12 protein-coding genes are annotated in these 18,058 nt (G+C 51.9%); 2 read left to right on the top strand and 10 right to left on the bottom strand.

Annotated features, from left to right (window positions below; all coding sequences use genetic code 11):
• Nucleotides 1–34: 34 nt before the first annotated feature.
• The 10 genes from BLR09_RS10030 to BLR09_RS09985 all read right to left on the bottom strand — a co-directional run bounded on the left by BLR09_RS10030 (nt 35) and on the right by BLR09_RS09985 (nt 15,233).
• The gene (locus tag BLR09_RS10030) at nt 35–421 is read right to left on the bottom strand and encodes a helix-turn-helix domain-containing protein (protein WP_093201468.1); all 387 of its coding nucleotides are present in this window, start codon (nt 419–421) and stop codon (nt 35–37) included.
• A gap of 251 nt (nt 422–672) precedes the next feature.
• Nucleotides 673–2,901 (bottom strand): DNA/RNA helicase domain-containing protein, encoded by a 2,229-nt coding sequence (locus tag BLR09_RS10025; RefSeq protein WP_093201144.1) that lies wholly within the window; start codon nt 2,899–2,901, stop codon nt 673–675.
• The gene (locus tag BLR09_RS10020; RefSeq protein ID WP_093201141.1) at nt 2,898–3,227 is read right to left on the bottom strand and encodes a nucleotide pyrophosphohydrolase; all 330 of its coding nucleotides are present in this window, start codon (nt 3,225–3,227) and stop codon (nt 2,898–2,900) included. The genes BLR09_RS10025 and BLR09_RS10020 overlap by 4 nt, the downstream gene beginning before the upstream one ends.
• Nucleotides 3,228–3,499: 272 nt before the next feature.
• Nucleotides 3,500–4,861 carry a DUF4932 domain-containing protein gene (locus BLR09_RS10015; protein ID WP_245689900.1) on the bottom strand — a complete coding sequence of 454 codons (1,362 nt, stop codon included), beginning with the start codon at nt 4,859–4,861 and terminating at the stop codon, nt 3,500–3,502.
• 273 nt (nt 4,862–5,134) lie between these two features.
• Nucleotides 5,135–7,423, bottom strand: coding sequence for a hypothetical protein (locus tag BLR09_RS10010; protein WP_176785508.1), 2,289 nt, complete (start codon nt 7,421–7,423; stop codon nt 5,135–5,137).
• Nucleotides 7,424–7,487: 64 nt separating this feature from the next.
• Nucleotides 7,488–9,284 carry a RagB/SusD family nutrient uptake outer membrane protein gene (locus BLR09_RS10005; protein WP_093201139.1) on the bottom strand — a complete coding sequence of 599 codons (1,797 nt, stop codon included), beginning with the start codon at nt 9,282–9,284 and terminating at the stop codon, nt 7,488–7,490.
• 5 nt (nt 9,285–9,289) lie between these two features.
• Nucleotides 9,290–12,769 (bottom strand): SusC/RagA family TonB-linked outer membrane protein, encoded by a 3,480-nt coding sequence (locus BLR09_RS10000; RefSeq protein WP_093201136.1) that lies wholly within the window; start codon nt 12,767–12,769, stop codon nt 9,290–9,292.
• Nucleotides 12,770–12,805: 36 nt separating this feature from the next.
• On the bottom strand, nt 12,806–13,804 hold the full coding sequence (locus BLR09_RS09995) for a FecR family protein (RefSeq protein ID WP_176785507.1): 999 nt from the start codon (nt 13,802–13,804) through the stop codon (nt 12,806–12,808).
• A gap of 37 nt (nt 13,805–13,841) precedes the next feature.
• Nucleotides 13,842–14,498 (bottom strand): RNA polymerase sigma-70 factor, encoded by a 657-nt coding sequence (locus tag BLR09_RS09990; protein ID WP_093201130.1) that lies wholly within the window; start codon nt 14,496–14,498, stop codon nt 13,842–13,844.
• 357 nt (nt 14,499–14,855) lie between these two features.
• Complete coding sequence (locus BLR09_RS09985) at nt 14,856–15,233, bottom strand: hypothetical protein (protein ID WP_093201128.1); 378 nt, start codon at nt 15,231–15,233, stop codon at nt 14,856–14,858.
• Nucleotides 15,234–15,423: 190 nt separating this feature from the next.
• Between BLR09_RS09985 and BLR09_RS09980 the strand changes: the two genes are divergently transcribed.
• Both BLR09_RS09980 and glpK read left to right on the top strand, forming a co-directional pair.
• A complete protein-coding gene (locus tag BLR09_RS09980; RefSeq protein WP_093201125.1) occupies nt 15,424–16,140 on the top strand; it encodes an MIP/aquaporin family protein in 717 nt (238 codons plus the stop codon).
• A gap of 26 nt (nt 16,141–16,166) precedes the next feature.
• Entirely contained in the window at nt 16,167–17,657 is a 1,491-nt protein-coding gene (glpK, locus tag BLR09_RS09975) for a glycerol kinase GlpK (RefSeq protein ID WP_093201124.1), read from the top strand.
• Nucleotides 17,658–18,058 lie beyond the last annotated feature (401 nt).

Here is an 18,058-nt window from a genome sequence, read left to right as displayed (position 1 = left end):
GTCTCATCGCCAATGTTTATTGAAATTTCTTTCACTATTCTCTCGTCCTCTTCTCACTCTCCAACAACCGCTCATACAATCTCCTATTCTCCTCCACCAACTCCATCAACTTATCTAGGGGATTGAAGGAGCAGTAGTAGTTGAATCCTGGACCGGCGTGGACAATGGCGTTGTCATAGTTATTCTGGATGTTCTGGATCGCCACCTCCTCATCAAAATTCCTAATTGCCTCCACCGGCACCTTCAATACCTTCGCCACTTGCTCCAACAAACCTTGCTCCAGCGTTTCCTTTTGTTCCAGGAGGGAGATCTTCTGCTGGTTCCACTCGTCGCCGAGGCCGAGGGCCAGGGCTTCCTGTTTGATACCGAGCATTTCGCGGAAGCGCTTGACGTTCCGGCCTTGGTGAATGGTCTTTGCCATGATCAGATGGTTGTTTCTGGCAAAGCTGGAAAAACCGCTCCGCTGATTTTTCCTCATTTTTAGGGAGAAAGTGACCGTTTGCTCAGTTTTCGGGCCCGTATTTTACGGGAAGGATCCTGATACCTCGGAAACAGGCTGTTTACATTGGCATGACACTTACGCTGTTACTGGTTTGAACAGGAAATTCCGACGAAGATGGAAAAACACCTGCTCGCTACCGAGCAGGTGTTTTATCTAAGTCGCATTTGCCACTATGATTCAAACTCCGTTGAATCCGATAGTACTTTGACAAAAATTCCAATAATACTAAGCTGTTCAGTGCCTTCTTTCTCGAGAGTTATGTTAAGATAACCAGCGTCATAAGACATAGATTCAAGTACAATTGCATCATGAGTCCATCCTTCCGCAGTAATCGTCCTTTTGCTGGTATATTTTTTCACTGTATAACCGGCTCCGAATTCCGAGTCATTGAAGCGAATACTTTGAGCCAAAACTATCTGTCCATCACGAGTCCCTCCGTAATAGCGCTTAAATAGGCAATACGAACCATCCGGTATCTTTTTATTCATCGAAGGCCCTTTCACCTGACAAACAAAATAGTCCTGAACAGATTGCTCTTCTAATACGACCTCTGCCCAGCGATGCGCCTCATGTAATTGAGCTTCCGTAAATCTTCCAGCGGCAGCATATATATCAAGGAGAGGAACCATCTTTCGTTCACCTCGCAATTCGATTGATGATCTTATCTTCTCATTTTCTTTTCGGAATGTAGCGATGTATTGTTTCAAATATTGCCTTAGCGAATCATCATGCACATAAATAAACGTCCCCTTAATTCCCCTAAACATCATATTTTTGTACACATTAAGTATATAATCCTTCAGGTCTGCATCATTAGATACACCCTTTTTGCCATTAATATCAAAATATAACTTTCTGTCAATTTCGATCTCGTCTTTCTCAGGATTATATTTAATTTCTCTACCAAATATAACTCCTGCATAGTTAAGATCGTATCCTTGAGTAGTATGTATGCATCCAATTTCATTCACGGAGGTAGGCGAATTAATCCAATCCCTATCAACTTGATTCCATTGGAACTTCATGCCTTCTATTTCTATATCAATTGCTACTTTGTCTTTTTTTGATAACCAAGGCCAAGAATATCCGGCAATCATTCTGCATAACTTGAATTTTTCCTCTCGAGATTCCAATTCTTTGGAAAAATCACGTATTGAATCAAATAGCACCAATTCATAATTTTCTACTTCATATCGACTCCCACTAGGTAGTTTTTGATGCAGAAGATCGTCAACAAATCGAATGTAATTTACCCCTCCTTTGACGCGCATTTGAGAGTGTAGTTTAAGACGAAGTGTGTCGTTCGCATTTAAAAGCGCTTCAAACTTTTGTTCATCAACATCTGAAGGACGAACAGATTGATCTTTGTCATAGAAAAAAATCTGCCGTCCACTACACATTCGAATCCAATCCAATTCATCCCCATCACTTCCTAATCCAAGCTTTCGGTTGTTTTCTCTAAAAATGCCCGACCAACCAATATTTTTATCCTTACGAAGCCGGTGAGATTCGTCGACAATCAACAAATCATATTTTTCGCCGTTAACGACTTCAGACGGACTAACTATCATAGACTTCGACAAACCTGGTATTGCGGCAAATACGTTTCGCAGGGTTTCCCGAAGAGACGTCATAGCAACAACTAGCCCAATGCGAGGATTCAAGTATTTTGAACGGAATCGCTTAAGATAGAATATCTCTTCATCTACTTCATCTCTTTCATCATCCTCATCCAACTCTGTCGTTAGAAGTTTCATTAAGTAAGTAGCAAGTATCGTCTTTCCTGTACCAGCACTACCCTCGACGAATATCTGATTAGCTGGTATTTGTGAGTGTTCATTAAGCCGATAGTCAGAAGAAAGTCCCTTTAATATCTCAACAATAGACTTTCGTTGATCATCATTAAGAGATTTATAGGGAGAATATTTAAATATCTGAGAGTTTTCAATATCTTCAAGAGACTTTCTTACTATCCCTTTTTTCACAAGTTCTGCCCATATTTTTTCAAAGAGCTTGCCATAGTTCGCCTTCTGATAATAAGAATGCTTCAAGATACCCATATTGCTATTCAGCAATTGATAGGTACCTTCGGAAGAAACATATTCGATCAATTTTGATTCAATATCGAGAGTGGCAGACTTATTAAATTGATGACTCCCTACTATTGAAACTTGACATAGAAGATCTGTTTTCTTTTTATTCAGCAAATGACTATTTAATCGAGAAATAATATTCATCGATTCACCTATATAACCAATCTTATTCTCTTTATTTTCAATAAAATAAACAACAGGCCATCTTTCTTTCGCCCATTTATTATTTTCAATTTCTAAAATTCCATTTTTTGAAAATAAAAATGGCCTTGATATTTCAACAACAACGTTTGAATTTTCACTCATAGTTCATCGTACTTCTTAGCTGTTCCTTTCGATTTACTTACCGGGTACTTTTCTGCATTTCGCTTAATTTTTGTCAAGACAATCTCTTTGATATCTAAATCATACCTATCTGCAAGAAGAAACGCAAAAGATAGCACGTCTGCAAGCTCCTCCTTCACTTTTTCTATGCTTGCCTGCTCCGGCGTCTTCCAAAGAAACACCTCTAAAAGCTCTGACGCTTCAATACTCAAGGCTAACGCGAGATCCTTAGGATTATGAAACTGTCCCCAATCTCGCTCTTCTCGAAATTTGACAAGCTCCTCGACTATCGTATTAATATCTGACATACTGTTATCCGATTTTTGCTACGAAACTGACCTTTACAAAGCTAAGAAAATCGACAAGGGATCGCTTCAACATAACCTCAAACTACGAGACATATTTTACTTGCACCTATTTCCAAACATCTTCACCAGGAATTCGCCGGATTGTTTCATCCATTATCGCTTCGGAGAGTATTCTCATTTCATTGCTCAGCTAAGCCACCCCACTAATACGTATAAGACGATTATCTTCGATTTCTTGTTACGGACCTTTCGAATGGACAACTGATACGGCCTCACCGCCTCTTCCCCGCCCACCCAATTATCCCCCCATACAAATCCGCCACCGTCTCTCCCTCCTTCCGCCCCCGATACAGCCGCAGCAACTCCTCGTCAAACGCCCGGAATTGCTGAAAGCCGCGGAAATTGACCATGTTGTCTTCCATCTGCTGGCGGAGGAGTTCGGCCGTCGGGGCGTCGAACAGGTCGGAGAAGAGCAGCGTCACCAGGCCGTAGTTCATGTACTCTTCGAAGCAGGAAAGGCTGTTGTTATAGCCCGCCGACGGTTTACCGGGCGTAATCCATTTCGACAGATCGCCAAAGGCTTCGGCGATCTCCTTGGAATACCGGTCGGCCTCCGGATTCAGGTAGCTGTGGTTGAGCTCGGTGAAGGCGATGATCATCCGCCGCCCGCGCCCGCCGGGCTGCTTGGTTCTTGACTCAAAAGGGAAATTGATGTGCGCATGCGCCTCGGAAAACCCGTTGTCTTCGAAGCTATTGGCCGACTGATTCCACCCGACCAGCGGCGAAAACACGACTTTCACTGCCGAGTACCGCGTCCGGGGAAACTGCTTTTCGAGCCATTTCTTCATCATCGCTACATCCACATTCCGCCCGAAATCCGCGATCAGCTGCTCGTAATACACAGTGTGCTTCCGGTAAAAAACACGAAAGTTCGTTTGCCGCGCAAATGCCTCTAGTACAGGCACATACGGAGCGATCTGGTTCTCTTCGCCCCAGCTGACTCTGTCGTACACGTCGGATTTGACGAGGCGGTCCCTGCCAAACCGAAAGGCATACGCATCCATCTTCAGCGGCGCATAGGCATCGCCGGCTTCCGCCAGTACCGAATCCAGCTGCCGCACGGCCGGAAGTCCGGCAAACGGCGAAAAATGCTTCATCACGTCCTGATAATAGGGCGTTCCTTTCTCGATCGCGCCGGTTTTCCCGTAACGCGTCAGCGCAAAAACGACATTAGCGAGTTCATATACCTCCGGTACTTCCACCAGCGTCTTTCCGTCATTCGCTTTTTTATATGCCTCGGTAAAAACGGCAGCTTTCACGAGCTTGTTTAACCCGAACCGACACGTAACGGTATCGCCTTTCTCTTCCCGGATGATCTGAAAAACGGTGGTACTGTCCCGCCGAAGGATCACCGCAAGCGAGTCTTTCTCCGAAACGAGCGCTAAAACGGCCTTTTCTGCCACCGATCCAAACCGGTACGGAAACAACGTCGGGATCTCATTGACACCGTTGAAATTTCCCCGTTCACCGTCCAGATACATGGTCAGCCGGTTGGTTTTGGCCCGGACCGCAGGCAGTTTCTGCGCATACACCCAAACAGGTAAGAGGAAAAAGAAGGTAAAGAGAAGTCGCATGCCGTTCCGGAATTAGGTTTTCGAAGTTTAGGAAAAAAGCCAGAGGATGTTGCCATACCGGGTCTGAAACGGCGTTTCTTCTCCTATTCTTCTTCCCAACAAAAATGCCCCGGGCTACCCTCTCTCCAGGCACCCCAAGGGCATTCCGACTTCCACTAAACAACTCTTTTTTTGATACTGCCGCGAACCGGGCGGAAAAGCCCGCCTGGTTGCGGCAGATGGTCACCGGCGGTGGTCACTTGTCTTTATATCGGGGTAATGGTCAGGCTGTTGTCAGAACCGGATTACGCCATCGCCGCGCCGTACCGTCCGGTACAGCCGCGGGTTGGAGCCATCCAGGTTGGTTTTGTAGAGCTTCCAGGTATTGGCGTCCGCTTCTTCGAGGTGGAACTGATTGGCCGGGTTCACGAGCTCTTTTTTGAGCTGACGGTTGAAGGCATTCGCAGCCCGGGCGTGCTCCCACGTGCGCACGGCCTTGAAAATGGCGTACTTCTGCGGGCAGGCCTCCACGTCTTTTTCGCTGAGGCGCATCGAGTACGTCGACCCGATGCCGACCGACACCGCCTGTACATGCTCGTACTCCGCCACGGTCGATTTCGCGTGAATCGGGAAGTTACCGCCCATACCCGCCGGGAAAAAGTTGGCATAAGTCACGTCGCGCAGGTCTTTGCCCTGGCTGGTAGCACTGCCCCATTCACGGGTTTCGGTATCGTACAAATTCTTGCCGCCGCCCACGTTCCAGATGCTCTGGTAATGCCACGAGCCTTCCGACAACGTAGCTCCGGTAAAGCGGATGTACGGCACGCCGATTTCCTTTCCTTTTTCGAACATTTTCCGGAAAAAGCGCTTCGTTGAATAGTAGCCGTGCCCGTTGTTGAAGAGGAATTCCTGTCCGTCGAAATCGTAGTAGGCCATGCCGTTGACGTGCGCAATCTTCGCGTACAATTCGGCAATCTGATCTTGCAATTGCATGTTCGGAATGATGCCGTCGTAGCCGTAATTGACCGTCACCTGCAACTTGTACAACGTATCCCCGGCAGCATGTGCAGCGGCATGCGTATTCCAGTAGCCGCGCTTCACATTCAGCAACCGGTACGGCGCCGTCTCGGATACGCCGAGGTAATGAATCAGCTCCTTTCCTACCTTGATCATGTTCAGGCTTTTGCAATGCCCTTCCCAACTGCCGATTTCTTCGAGGTGCTTCGGATCGTTGACGAAGAGCAGGGTATCCGTCGCGCTGATGCTCTTGACAAGCAGGCGTTTTTGCTGATACCAGAGGCTGTCACTCGGAATCGGACTGACGTCTTTCGTCCCCGGCGCCAATGCGTTGGTAATCGGCGTACGCCCGATGAGAATACCGTGCTTTCCGGCCTGAACCGACAGCTCTTTGTGGGAGATATTTCCGGAAGACATTTTAATGGGTTTCTTCTCGAAATTCCGTCCGTCAATGTACCCGTCATTTCCCCGGTCCGGACGGATGAATCCCTGATCGTACAGGCTTATCGTTCTGAATCCTAACTGACGCGTGTACGAAACAATGCTGTCGTATTTCATCCCAGCAGACATCGCGTCGGGCATAAAGGCCGTCGGGTCTTTTACCCATTTCCCGTTGTATGTCGGGTAGGGTAATTCTTCTGACTTAACGATGGTTTGGACGACATCCAGCAATGCCGTGCTGTCCGGACTACCCCACAGCGCAACCGAAGAACCGATGTAATTCACCCCGCCAAGCGGCTGTACTTCCAGGTGATTCGGTACGTTGGCAGTCATATGCGGAATGAGGGAAAAGAAGATTTCCCGCTTCTTCGTCCGATCGCGTGAACTGTAGGCTATCGAAACACGGCCCTTGCTGTCAATCTGCGCAGCATTTCCATACAATATCCGGTAATACGGTTCTTTGTGCGCATAGAAAGCTACGTCGCTGATGCCGTCGCCACCGATGGAAAATACCTGTCCTTCGTGCAGGTCTGCCGGCAGCGGGAATTTCTTCGGATCGGGACTGTGAACGATGTATTGAAACGGCGCGGCGTCGCCAACTGTTTCGGACGTCCCGCCCAACGTATTGTCGTTAAGTGCCAGCATACCAATGGCGTAGTTAACAGCCTCTGTGGTATCCCGCGCCACGCCGATAATCTCGCCAAACAGGTTGGTAATAGTAGTGTGATACGCGCCCCATTGAACAGCATCTATACCATTACGCGGTTCCAGCGATTGCAGCGTCAGCTTGAAGTATTTCGGGTGAACGGAGAGCGTAACAGTCGCAACTGATCCGTTCGGGTACGTCAGGGCAAAAGCGCTTTTGCTCTTCTGGTAAATGGCTTTCGTGGGTTGGAGATACTGTTGTTTTTCACTGTCATAAAGGGAAAGTAACGGCGACGGTTTATCAGCGGGGCTGAATTCCCGGGTCGTTTTTCCGATGCTTTTCATACTCGTGATCCATCCTTTCTGATCGATCCGAATCCGGAAATAGCGGGTGCTGAATTCCTGCTGGGCGTAGGCATACCGGCCGACAAAACTGGTGAGCAGGCAGAGAACAAGGGTTTTAACTAAGCGGAACGGCATTTCGGAGGGAAGTTAAACCAACAGCGACGGCATGCCCGCCGCCGCTGTTGATCCGGGTGAATAGTTACTCAAGGGGATTAAATGTACCGCCCCATTCCACGTTTTGCTTCAACGGAGCACTGGCATCAAGGTTTCCCTGACTGATGGGATAAAACCAGTGATTCAGGTCGAGACTGTATTTGAATTTATCGTCGCCGTCCAGGTTATTGATGTATACGGCGGTGAATTTTTTCCGGACTGTGGCATCCGTAATGTCGTCGGTCCAGTTGATTTTTTCGCCGTCTTTCAGCACGAAATAAATACCGTGGCGGAAGCTCGTGCTATTGATCAGATCGAAGCGCTTCAACCGACGGAGATCGCCCCAGCGCTTGCCTTCAAAGGCGAACTCAATGAAGCGCTCGGCGATGTATGCGTCGCGGATATCTGCCTGAGAAACAGCCGTAATACCGTATTTCCCGGAAGTTCCGGCGGCGATACCTGCCCGCGCCCGGATGTCTTTCAGTACCTGCAGCGCTTCGTCAGTCTTTCCGGTTTCGTTGGCGGCTTCGCCGTAGTTCATGAGTACCTCCGCAAAGCGCAGTTCCACCCAATCCGTCGACGCATTGCCGATCAACTGGCTCGTCAGCGTATTGTCGAGGCCTTTCACCGAAAAGAACCCGGCAAGGCCGGAGCCGATATTCACGCCCAACTGATCAACAACGAGCGACATATACTTGAACCCGCCCGGTGAAGAGGCATCCGCCACTTTTTTCCAGGTACACCAATAGCGCGTACCGGTCGGCAGATCGGGCGACGGATACGGCGTTCCTCCCGTGAAAACAGTCGCATAAAAACGATCATCCCGGTTGGTGACAAAGTCCGTCATATACTGCTCATTGTACGCCGGATCGCTGAGTTTGGTGACGTCAAACGTCAACGGAGTACCGTCTTTTTTCGGATAGGCATTCAGCAATTGCAGCGTCGGCTGGTTGCGGTTGGCATCGCCCTGAGTCAGCGGCTGCGGACGTACGCCGGCCTGATTGAAAGCGTGATCCGGATAGAAAAACTGGTTCACCATGATCACTTCCTTGTTCCGCTCCTGCTTCCAGATTTGTCCGTACGATGCAAGCAATCCTTTGCCTTGTGCTTTCAGGAAATCGACGGCTGCTTTATTGGCGTCGTAGGCTTTTTGCCAGCGGGAAGCATCGTTTGTGCTGTTGAACAAAGGACTTGCGTACCAGAGCAATACTTTCCCTTTGAACGCCATCGCAGCGCCTTTGTCGATACGGCCGTAGTTCGTCGCATCCCATTGATCGGGCAACGCAGCAATCGCGGCGTCGAGATCGGCTATTATCTGCGTGATACATTCCGATGTTTTGTTTCGGGGAACGAACAGCGCGTCTTTATTGGCCGGGTCCTGCGGCTTCAGAATCAGCGGAACACCGCCAAGCTGCGTGACTTTTCCGAAGTAATCCCAGGCCCGCCAGAAAAGCGCCTGGCCGGTCATTTGCTTCTTCTTTTCATCGGAAAGAATCGTAGCCGGAACAGTCGGCAACTTCGCAAGGAAAAAGTTGATCTTGTCGATATTGGTGTACGACAATCCCTGTCCTTCCGACGCCACGCTGATGATTCCGCGGAGGTAATTGCTCATCGACCCGGGGGCGTTGAACCCTTCGTCGCTGCTGTTGCCGTTGACCGGCCAGCCGGGCATCAGGCCTCCGTGAATATCCGTCAGAAACGCCGTAATGAGTTTTTCATCGTTCCAGACGTTGTCGGGGTTAATCGCGCCTGAATTGACATAATCCAGATCGGGTTTACAGCCCTGTATGGTTGCGGTCAGGCAGAACGCCGTGAGCAGCAGGTTTTTAAGAGACGTATGCATGTCGATCAGAAGGTAACGTTGACACCGAAGTTGTAGCTGCGCATGACCGGGTACGAAGTTCCGTCGCCGATTTCCGGGTCGTAATACTTGAATCCTGTCAGGTTAAACAGGTTGGTTCCGGAGAAATACAGCTTGATGCTTTGCAGTCCTTTGCTGTACAGGCTCTTCGGAATCGTGTAGCCGATGTTGACATATTTCAGGCGGAGGAATCCGGCATTCTGATACCAATACGTCGACGCGGTATTGTACGTGCTCGACTGATTCGCGGAGATTCGCTTAGGCAGTGTCGCATTCGGATTTTCCGGCGTCCAGCTGTTGTTATACCAGCCTGAATACATGCGGTTCCATTCTACCCCGCCGGCCAGATCCTGGAAGGATTTAACCTGATTGAGATTTCCGTTGAACATCACGTCCAGGCTCAGGCCTTTCCAGCTTCCGCCGAGATTTAACCCATACACAACCGGGAAATTATTGGCACGGATAACGACGCGGTCGTAGGTATCAATGATACCGTCGGGCTTGCCTTGCGGACCGCTCAGGTCTTTGTACATCATCATCCCAAGCGCCGGCGTAATACCGTTGTACGAATAGTTCTGGTGTGCGGAATTAAACCGGTCGAGATCCGCCTGCGTCCGGATGATCTGATCGAACTGATACCCGCGGATAACCGCCAGCGAACGGCCCGTCGGAATATCAATCGGCTGCGCATTCTGCGCATAATCCTGCCGGATAATCTTGTTCCAGCCATACGACGCCGTCAGGTTTGCATAGTAGCTGAAATCCTTTCTCGAACTGGAATAGCCGAGGCTGAAATCGAAGCCCTGCGCCTTGATTTCTCCGTAGTTTTCAGGAGGCAGGGAAAGGCTGAATGTCGGCGGTACCGAAAGCGTCCGCTGGCCGAGGATATCGTACGATTTCCGGTTCCAGTATTCGAGCGTGGCCGTCCAGTTTTTCAGGAAGGTAACATCGGCTCCGGCGTTGTAGGTCAGGGCTTTTTCCCAGGTCAGGTTTTTATTGACAACGGAGCCGTAGGTAATCCCGGTAGCCGTTCTCGGATCGGTGCCGAAATAGGCGGAGTTACCCTGTTTGTACGATTCCTGCCATTGCCAGCCGCCGACGGCGTCGTTGCCCGTCAACCCCGCCGAAACACGGAGTTTCAACTGATCAATCGCCGATGCACGGGAAAAGAACGGCTCCTTCGAAATCACCCAGCCCAGCGCTCCCGCCGGGAAGAAACCCCAGCGTTTGTCCGGCGCAAAGTTCATGGAACCGTCCTGACGGAAGGAAAACGTCGCGAGGTACTTTCCATCGTAATCGTAATTCAACTGCCCGATGTAGGAGGCACGGCCGATGATAAAATCCGTACTCCCGCCGCCGTAATCATTGGCGCGCGTACTACTGGCAGCCCACCACTGATCCGTCGTGTAGACCGGGAATGTTTCCCGTCCTGCAAAAACTCCGCTGCCCTTCGACTCCGCCTTTTCGTATACCAGCAGCCCCTGCACGTGGTGCATATTGGCGAAGGTATTCTCGTAGTTCAATTGCAAATCCAGCTGATAATCCTCACCCCAGTCCACGTTCGTCTGCAGGTAGTCTTTCCCGATGTTGGAAGACATTTTGGTACCGATAATGCTGGCATCATCCGTGTGGATAATGTGCTTGTTGGCGCCGTCCCGCTTCATGATATTCATGAGGTAGTTCTTCTGGAACGTCTTTTCGCGGTTGTACGAATAGTTTTTGCTGTAAGCCGCCTTGGCGCTTAACCCCTTGAGAAACGGGATGTTATAGGTCGCGTTCAGGACAATCTGCGGCTTGAGGAAATTGACTTTGTCATAGCCGCCGTCGCCGTTGACTGTACCCCCTACGTTCGCAATCCAGCCGTAATCCAGCAGTTTGCCGCTGTCGGTATAGACGGGCTGATCCGGCTGCCAGACGAGCAGTTTGCGGTAGAGCGACTGCGGCCCTTCCCAGGTAACATTTCCCTGGAGGTTATTGCTCAGGCCCAGCCCGACGAAGAAGCTGAGGTCCTTCGTCGCGTCGACCGTCGCATTCAGGCGGATGTTGTACTTGTCATACGTCAGCGGCTTCATAAACCCGTTCTGCTTCACGTAAGACGCCCCGGCAAAGTACCGCACTTTCTCACTGCCGCCGGAAATACTCAGGTTGTGCTGGGAAGTCGACGGGTTACGCCACACCGCGTTCAACTGATCGTATCCCCAGCCGTTGTTGATCTTTTTGTAGTAATCGATTTCTTCCTGCGACCAGGACCAGCCGGCGGGGTCAGACGTCCCGTTGATCCGGTTGTATAGCTCCCCGGCCTGGACGGCGCTGGTCAGGGCGACGTTTTTGGTACGGGTATCGACGCCGGTATTGAAGGAATAGTTGACGGTCGGTTTGCCGGATTTTCCGCGACGGGTCGTCACGACTATGACGCCACCCGCCGACCGGGAACCATACACTGCCGTGGCCGCCGCATCCTTCAGTACCGTTACCGTTTCTATTTCATTGGGACTGAGGTTATTAAAATCTCCCGATCCCCGGATCACTCCATCGATCACGTAGGTAACCGGCTGCGAGTTGGGCGAAGAACCCGTCCGGATACTGATGGTGGGATTGGTACCGGGAATCCCGTTTGGCGTTGTGATATTCACACCGGCAAGCCGACCCGCCAGGATATTTCCGGCCGACGTCGTCGGGATCTGCTGCATTTGTTCGCTGACGTTTACCGTCGCGACAGACCCCGTCAACAGGGATTTCTTCTGGGACGAATACCCCGTCACGACGACTTCCTCCAGCCCTTTTGTGTCCGCTGCGAGCGTCACCTCGACGCGCGTGCGGTTGCCGACCGTCTGCTCCTGCGAACGGAAACCGACATAGGAAAAGATCAGAACCGCCTCTTTATCAGGGACTTCGAGCCGGAATTCACCGCGCTCGTCGGTGGTAGCTCCCCGCGTCGTACCCTTAAGGAGGACGTTCACGCCGGGCAGGCCCTGGCCGTTTTCGTCGGCTACACGCCCGCTCACGACGATGGTCTGGATGGCTGTCACTCCGGGAGAAGTACTCGTGACGTCCTCAAGCGCGACGGACGGTTCTTCCGGAAGAGCGCTTTGTGAAACCGGCGTGCTTTGTCCCTTTTTTCCGGATTTAAGCGGTTTGGTGACAACGTAGCTGCCGGTTTTGGACTTTTTGTATTCAAGTCCGAGCGGCTTGAGAATAGTTGTAAGCGCTTTTTCGACCGATTTTCCGAATGCCGGCTGGTTCGCCGGTACTTCGTAACCTTCCACCACGCTGTCGAAATAGAGGATATCGACCTTGTAATAGGCTTTCAGGTCCTGAAGAGCTGATTTCAGGCTTTTTTTTGACGAGTGACCGAGCACAACCAGCGGTGGGGATTTTTGCCCGATGACAGCCAGCAACTGCGAATGTCCGGGCAAAGTGGTGCCGATTACGATCGTCGTCAAGAGGAATCGTAATGATTTTTTCATACGTCACAGGTTTAAGTAAAGCGGGATAATGGGGCGTCAATACGACAGGGTAATCGTCTTCCCGTCAGCCGAACGCTGGTAGGAAAACCCCGAGCCCTCCGCCAGGATTTCGAAGAGTTCTTCGGCACTGATGGCGGTAAACGATCCGGAGATCGTCAGGGCAGCGAGGGTGGAGTCGGGAATGTGAATTTCCAGACCGAAATTGTCTTCAAACTGGTCGCAGATATCCCGAAGACTCTCGTTCTCGAAAACAAACCGGTGTGCTTTCCAGGCCGAGAAATGCTGGGGATTTTCGGTGCGTTTTACTTCTGCGTGCCCGGCGGCATCGAAATTGACCAGATCGCCGGGTTTCATCAGCAGTTGCTCTTCCCGCTGGCCATTGAGGTAGAGCAGTTTGACTTTCCCTTTGTTCAGGACAACGCGCGAACGCCGCGGCCGGGCGTATACGTTAAACTCCGTCCCGAGTACTTCCACGGCAAAGTCTTCCTCTGTCCGCACGATGAATTTCTGGTGATTCTCCGTGTGGATAACCGCGAAATCCGCCTCTCCGGTCATGTACACCTCCCGGGACAGATTCCCGAAGCCGAACCGGGGTACGCGCAGCGTCGAGTTGGCGTTGAGTACTACCCGGCTTCCGTCGGGCAGTTCGAGGCGCTCGATCTGGCCGTATCCGGTGGCATAGGTCTGGTAGCGGATTTCGTCAAATCCGAGCCAGCCGGCCGTCAGGACTGCCGCCGCCGTGGCCGCTGCGATGAGCCCTGCTTTCCAGGTCCATCTCCGGATACGCGGTGTTTCCTGCTGTTCTTTTTCTTCCGGAGGGGTACCGTCCTCCATGCGGATAAAGTGGCGGGCTATCGCGTTTTCGTCGTCGGCGGCATATTGCAGATTCTGATTTTCCCACTCCTGGAGCCAGATAAACAGCCGCTCCCTGGCCTGGGGGTCGGCACTCCATTCGTTGATCAGCTCCTTCTCGAACGCCGTCGCGTTACCCGAGAAGTAGCGGAAAATCAGTTCGGCATTTATTTGATCTTTCATGGTTTCGTAGGAAATAGGTTCTAAAGTCGGGTTGAGATCAATGAAAAAGCAGGAGCAGGAGGAAGAACCATTTCGCCCGGATAATCCGCCGGAGCTCCTGCATGGCGCCATACATCTGCGATTCGACGGTGCGAAGCGACAGACCGAGTTCCGCTGCTATTTCCGCGTACTTTTTCCCTTCATGGCGGTTCATGAGGTAAATGCGGCGCTGCTTTTGCGGAAGCGTATTGATGGCATTCTGGACGTCGTTGTACAGGTCTTCGTACTGCGTAATGTGATCGGGCTGGTTTTCAGGCTGAAGCGTTACATACTCGGCATATTCCAGGGAAGTATTCCGCTTCATTTCCACACGGGCGTAGTCAAAGGCACTGTAGCGGACGGCGGTAAAGAGGTACGCCCGGAAGGACGTTTCTACGTGTTCAAACACGTTGTCCCGGTGGAACTTGTAGAACACATCCGAAACAATATCCTCCGCAATCTCCCGCGACGACACATACCGCACGACGTGGCTGCACAGCGGACGGTAGTACCACCGGAATAGTAATTCGATTCCTTTGCGCACGTCTGACTCAAATGCCTTTCTGAGAAGCATCTCCGACTCTGCCGGCATTTCCGGCCGGCGCTTCGGGCGATCCGGCCCCGGCCAGTGCGGCCGGTCAGCGTCGCCTCCCTGTTGATCTACTGGACTTTCCATTGCTTCTGATTCAGATGAGCATGTCCCTTCGGTTCTGCAGCCCTTTCAATAATGATGTCGATCTGCCCCGGAAAAACACTTAGAAAAAAGAAAGAATTTTTACGATTTAGCGGAGAAAGCACCCCTCATACCCGTTAAAGCGAAGGAAAGACGGCGGATATGCCCGGAAAGAAGGTATTTGCAGGCCCTCAGTAGGCCCGGACGGGGAGTAAGACATCCATACAGACGCCGCTCCACCCATGCGTTTCGAACAAGCCATAAGCAGTATTGCCTGAAACGGGAAAAACGTGCGGCCGCCGGGCAACCACACGCTTGTTGAAAAATCGCCAATGCTACCAGGCGGGATAGCCTGAAAAACTAGATCTCCCGCTTCGGAACGTATATCTTCTTCCCTTTTGCACTGATATAATACTGCCCGCCTCGGGGACCCGTCAGGATGATCCGGCCGCGACCGTAGTTTTCGGCCTGCGGGGTATAGTCTTTGGGGCGGGTACCTTTCTTCCGGGTATACCAGTTGATGTTCCCGATGGTCGAGAAGTTGTTCCAGTTGGTATTGTCCGGTTTGGTGTAATAGTAGGCGGCAACCGGCGTACCGTTTGCCTTCACGTACCCGGAATGGAATAAGGCCAGCGGCACGGGGATTCCGTGGCCGGTCTGCCGCTTGATCGCCGGCTCATGTTGGGCGACTACCGGAAGAGAACAGAGTACGCCGAAGGAGAGGAGAAGTGCTTTCATCGTTTTGGTGGGGTTTTTCTCTTCTATCTCGCTAATCCTACGGAAGTTAACAGAATTGATTTTATTTTCCGAGCGGAACGGTTGCAGCGGCGGCGGCTCCCTTTTTTCCGCCTTTCTCCGGTCCTGCGCCGCCTGTCTGCCAATAATTACTTTCTTTGTTCAACTAAATCTGTTTTTAAGTCAATCTTTCATGCAAGCTTCTCCGTTCTGGGGCGAACTGGTCGGTACCCTCGTGCTTATCTTCCTGGGCGACGGCGTCGTAGCCAACGTCTGTCTGAAACAATCCAAAGGCGAAAATTCCGGGTGGATCGTGATTACCGCCGGCTGGGGCTTCGCCGTTATGCTCGGCATCTTCGCCTCCAAAGCGTTCGGCAGTGCAGACGCGCACCTCAACCCGGCGGTTACGCTGGCGTTCGCCGCTTCCTCCGGCGACTATTCCAAACTATTGACCTATTGGCCCGCGCAGATGATCGGCGCGTTTCTCGGCGCGGTACTTGTCTGGCTGATGTACCTGCCGCACTGGGCCGCAACGGCCGATCCCGGCGCCAAGCTGGCCGTCTTTTCCACCGGCCCGGCGATACGAAACAAGCGGGATAATTTTATTTCGGAATTTCTGGCGACGGCCATGCTGATCGTCGGCGTAAGCTCCATTTCCGGCTCGGGCGAACTGGCCGCCGGCTTCGGTCCGTACCTCGTCGGCCTGCTGGTATGGAGCATCGGGTTATCGCTCGGAGGTACCACCGGCTATGCCATGAGCCCCGCCCGCGACCTCAGCCCGCGTATCGCGCACGCGCTGTTGCCGATTCCCGGAAAAGGCTCATCTGATTGGGGTTATGCCTGGATTCCGGTCCTTGCGTCGCTTGCAGGAGGCGTTGCCGGAGGATTGTTCTTCGGCCTTTTCCATTGATTCTTCCATCCCTATTTCTTCCGACCATGTACATCGGTTCGATTGACCAGGGTACTACCAGCACCCGCTTCATTGTTTTTGACCAGCAAGGGCAGATTATCTCCGTCGCCCAGAAAGAACATACCCAGATCTATCCTCAGCCCGGCTGGGTTGAGCACAATCCCGATGAAATCTGGACCAATACCCAGGAAGTCATTGCCGAGGCGCTGCATAAAGGCGGCCTGACGACGAAAGACCTCGCCGCCGTGGGTATTACCAACCAGCGGGAAACGACCGTGGTCTGGAACAAACACACCGGAAAACCGTATTACAATGCCCTCGTCTGGCAGGATACCCGGACGTCTTCCCTCGTCGCCGAACTCGCGGCAGAAGGCGGAGCCGACCGTTTCCGCCCGAAAACCGGCCTTCCCCTCGCCACCTATTTCAGCAGTCTCAAAGCCAAATGGCTGCTCAAGCACATCGCGACGCTCGAAAAAGACGCGCTGAAAGGCGAAGTACTCTTCGGGACGATGGATACCTATGTCCTCTGGCAACTCACCGGCGGCGTGCACGGCGGCCAGCACATCACCGACGTCACCAACGCCAGCCGTACCCAGCTCATGAACCTGAGTACCCTGCAGTGGGACGGGGAACTGCTTGAAGCGTTCGGTATTCCCCGGAATATCCTGCCGGAGATCCGCTCTTCCTCCGAAGTATATGGCACCGCTACCGGTGTTCTCGAAGGCGTACCGGTAGCAGGTATCCTGGGCGATCAGCAGGCGGCCCTCGTCGGGCAGACCTGCTTCGAGCCCGGCGAAGCCAAGAATACCTATGGCACAGGGTGTTTCATGCTGCTGAATACGGGTACGACAATCAACCAGTCGACCCACGGCCTCATCACAACCGTCGCCTACCAACTGGGCGACAAGCCCGCGCACTATGCCCTGGAAGGCTCTGTAGCCATTGCCGGCGCGCTGGTACAATGGCTGCGCGACAACCTGGGTATTATTCAGAAAAGCAGTGATATCGAAGAATTGGCAGCCACGGTAGAAGACAACGGAGGCTGCTACTTTGTCCCGGCTTTTTCGGGATTATACGCACCGTACTGGCGTGCCGACGCCCGCGGGGTAATTGCCGGACTGACGCGTTTTGTCAACAAAGGCCACCTCGGTCGCGCAGCACTCGAAGCCACAGCCTTTCAAACCCTGGAAGTACTCGAAGCAATGGAGAAAGACGCTGGTATCCGGCTGTCGGAGCTGCGGGTAGACGGCGGCATGACCGTCAACGAGCTGCTGATGCAATTCCAGGCGGATTTGCTCAATGTGCCGGTCGTCCGTCCGAAAATGATTGAAACCACCGCCCTCGGGGCCGCTTACGCCGCCGGTCTCGCCGTCGGATACTGGAAAGACACCGACGACCTCCGCCGCAACTGGGGCATCGAAAAGACCTGGGAGCCCGTCATGGAAAAATCCGTCCGCAACAGCCTCTACCGCCACTGGCGGAAAGCGGTAAGGAGGAGTTTTGGGTGGGAGGAGTAAGCGAAAGCGGTTTTCGGTTTACTGTTTTCAGTTTTCAGTTGGATGGCCGGCGTAATTGCCGGCCTTCTGCGTTTTCGGGTTTACCGTTTGTTGTTTTCAGTTTTCGGGGGTAGCGTATCAGGCCGCCCCCCGCCGTGCGTAGCAAATGCTACGCACTTTTTAGTTAGTAGGCTATGCCTACTGTTTAAGGCTTCCGTAAAATCAATCTTGGCAACTTATGGTAGGTACGAAGTAAAATGCTTTGATAGTGAGACCATCTATGCATTGAGGAACAGACTATTGTCTTCTCAACGGGTAGGCGCAGCCTACTAACTAAAAAGTGCGTAGCGGATGCTACGCACGGCAGGCGACCAGATACGCCACCCCCGAAAACTGAAAACAACAAACGGTAAACTGAAAAC

The organism is Siphonobacter aquaeclarae (genome assembly GCF_900103285.1).
GTDB lineage: Bacteria > Bacteroidota > Bacteroidia > Cytophagales > Spirosomataceae > Siphonobacter > Siphonobacter aquaeclarae.
This window is presented reverse-complemented; position numbering and strand designations above follow the sequence as displayed.

Excerpts from the sequence above, each read along its gene's own strand:
- BLR09_RS10005 (WP_093201139.1), bottom strand. The coding sequence starts at position 9,284 with ATGCATACGTCTCTTAAAAACCTGCTGCTCACGGCGTTCTGCCTGACC.
- BLR09_RS09990 (WP_093201130.1), bottom strand. The coding sequence starts at position 14,498 with ATGGAAAGTCCAGTAGATCAACAGGGAGGCGACGCTGACCGGCCGCAC.
- BLR09_RS10030 (WP_093201468.1), bottom strand. The coding sequence starts at position 421 with ATGGCAAAGACCATTCACCAAGGCCGGAACGTCAAGCGCTTCCGCGAA.
- BLR09_RS10025 (WP_093201144.1), bottom strand. The coding sequence starts at position 2,901 with ATGAGTGAAAATTCAAACGTTGTTGTTGAAATATCAAGGCCATTTTTA.
- glpK (WP_093201124.1), top strand. The coding sequence starts at position 16,167 with ATGTACATCGGTTCGATTGACCAGGGTACTACCAGCACCCGCTTCATT.
- BLR09_RS09995 (WP_176785507.1), bottom strand. The coding sequence starts at position 13,804 with ATGAAAGATCAAATAAATGCCGAACTGATTTTCCGCTACTTCTCGGGT.
- BLR09_RS10020 (WP_093201141.1), bottom strand. The coding sequence starts at position 3,227 with ATGTCAGATATTAATACGATAGTCGAGGAGCTTGTCAAATTTCGAGAA.
- BLR09_RS09985 (WP_093201128.1), bottom strand. The coding sequence starts at position 15,233 with ATGAAAGCACTTCTCCTCTCCTTCGGCGTACTCTGTTCTCTTCCGGTA.
- BLR09_RS10000 (WP_093201136.1), bottom strand. The coding sequence starts at position 12,769 with ATGAAAAAATCATTACGATTCCTCTTGACGACGATCGTAATCGGCACC.
- BLR09_RS09980 (WP_093201125.1), top strand. The coding sequence starts at position 15,424 with ATGCAAGCTTCTCCGTTCTGGGGCGAACTGGTCGGTACCCTCGTGCTT.
- BLR09_RS10015 (WP_245689900.1), bottom strand. The coding sequence starts at position 4,861 with ATGCGACTTCTCTTTACCTTCTTTTTCCTCTTACCTGTTTGGGTGTAT.
- BLR09_RS10010 (WP_176785508.1), bottom strand. The coding sequence starts at position 7,423 with ATGCCGTTCCGCTTAGTTAAAACCCTTGTTCTCTGCCTGCTCACCAGT.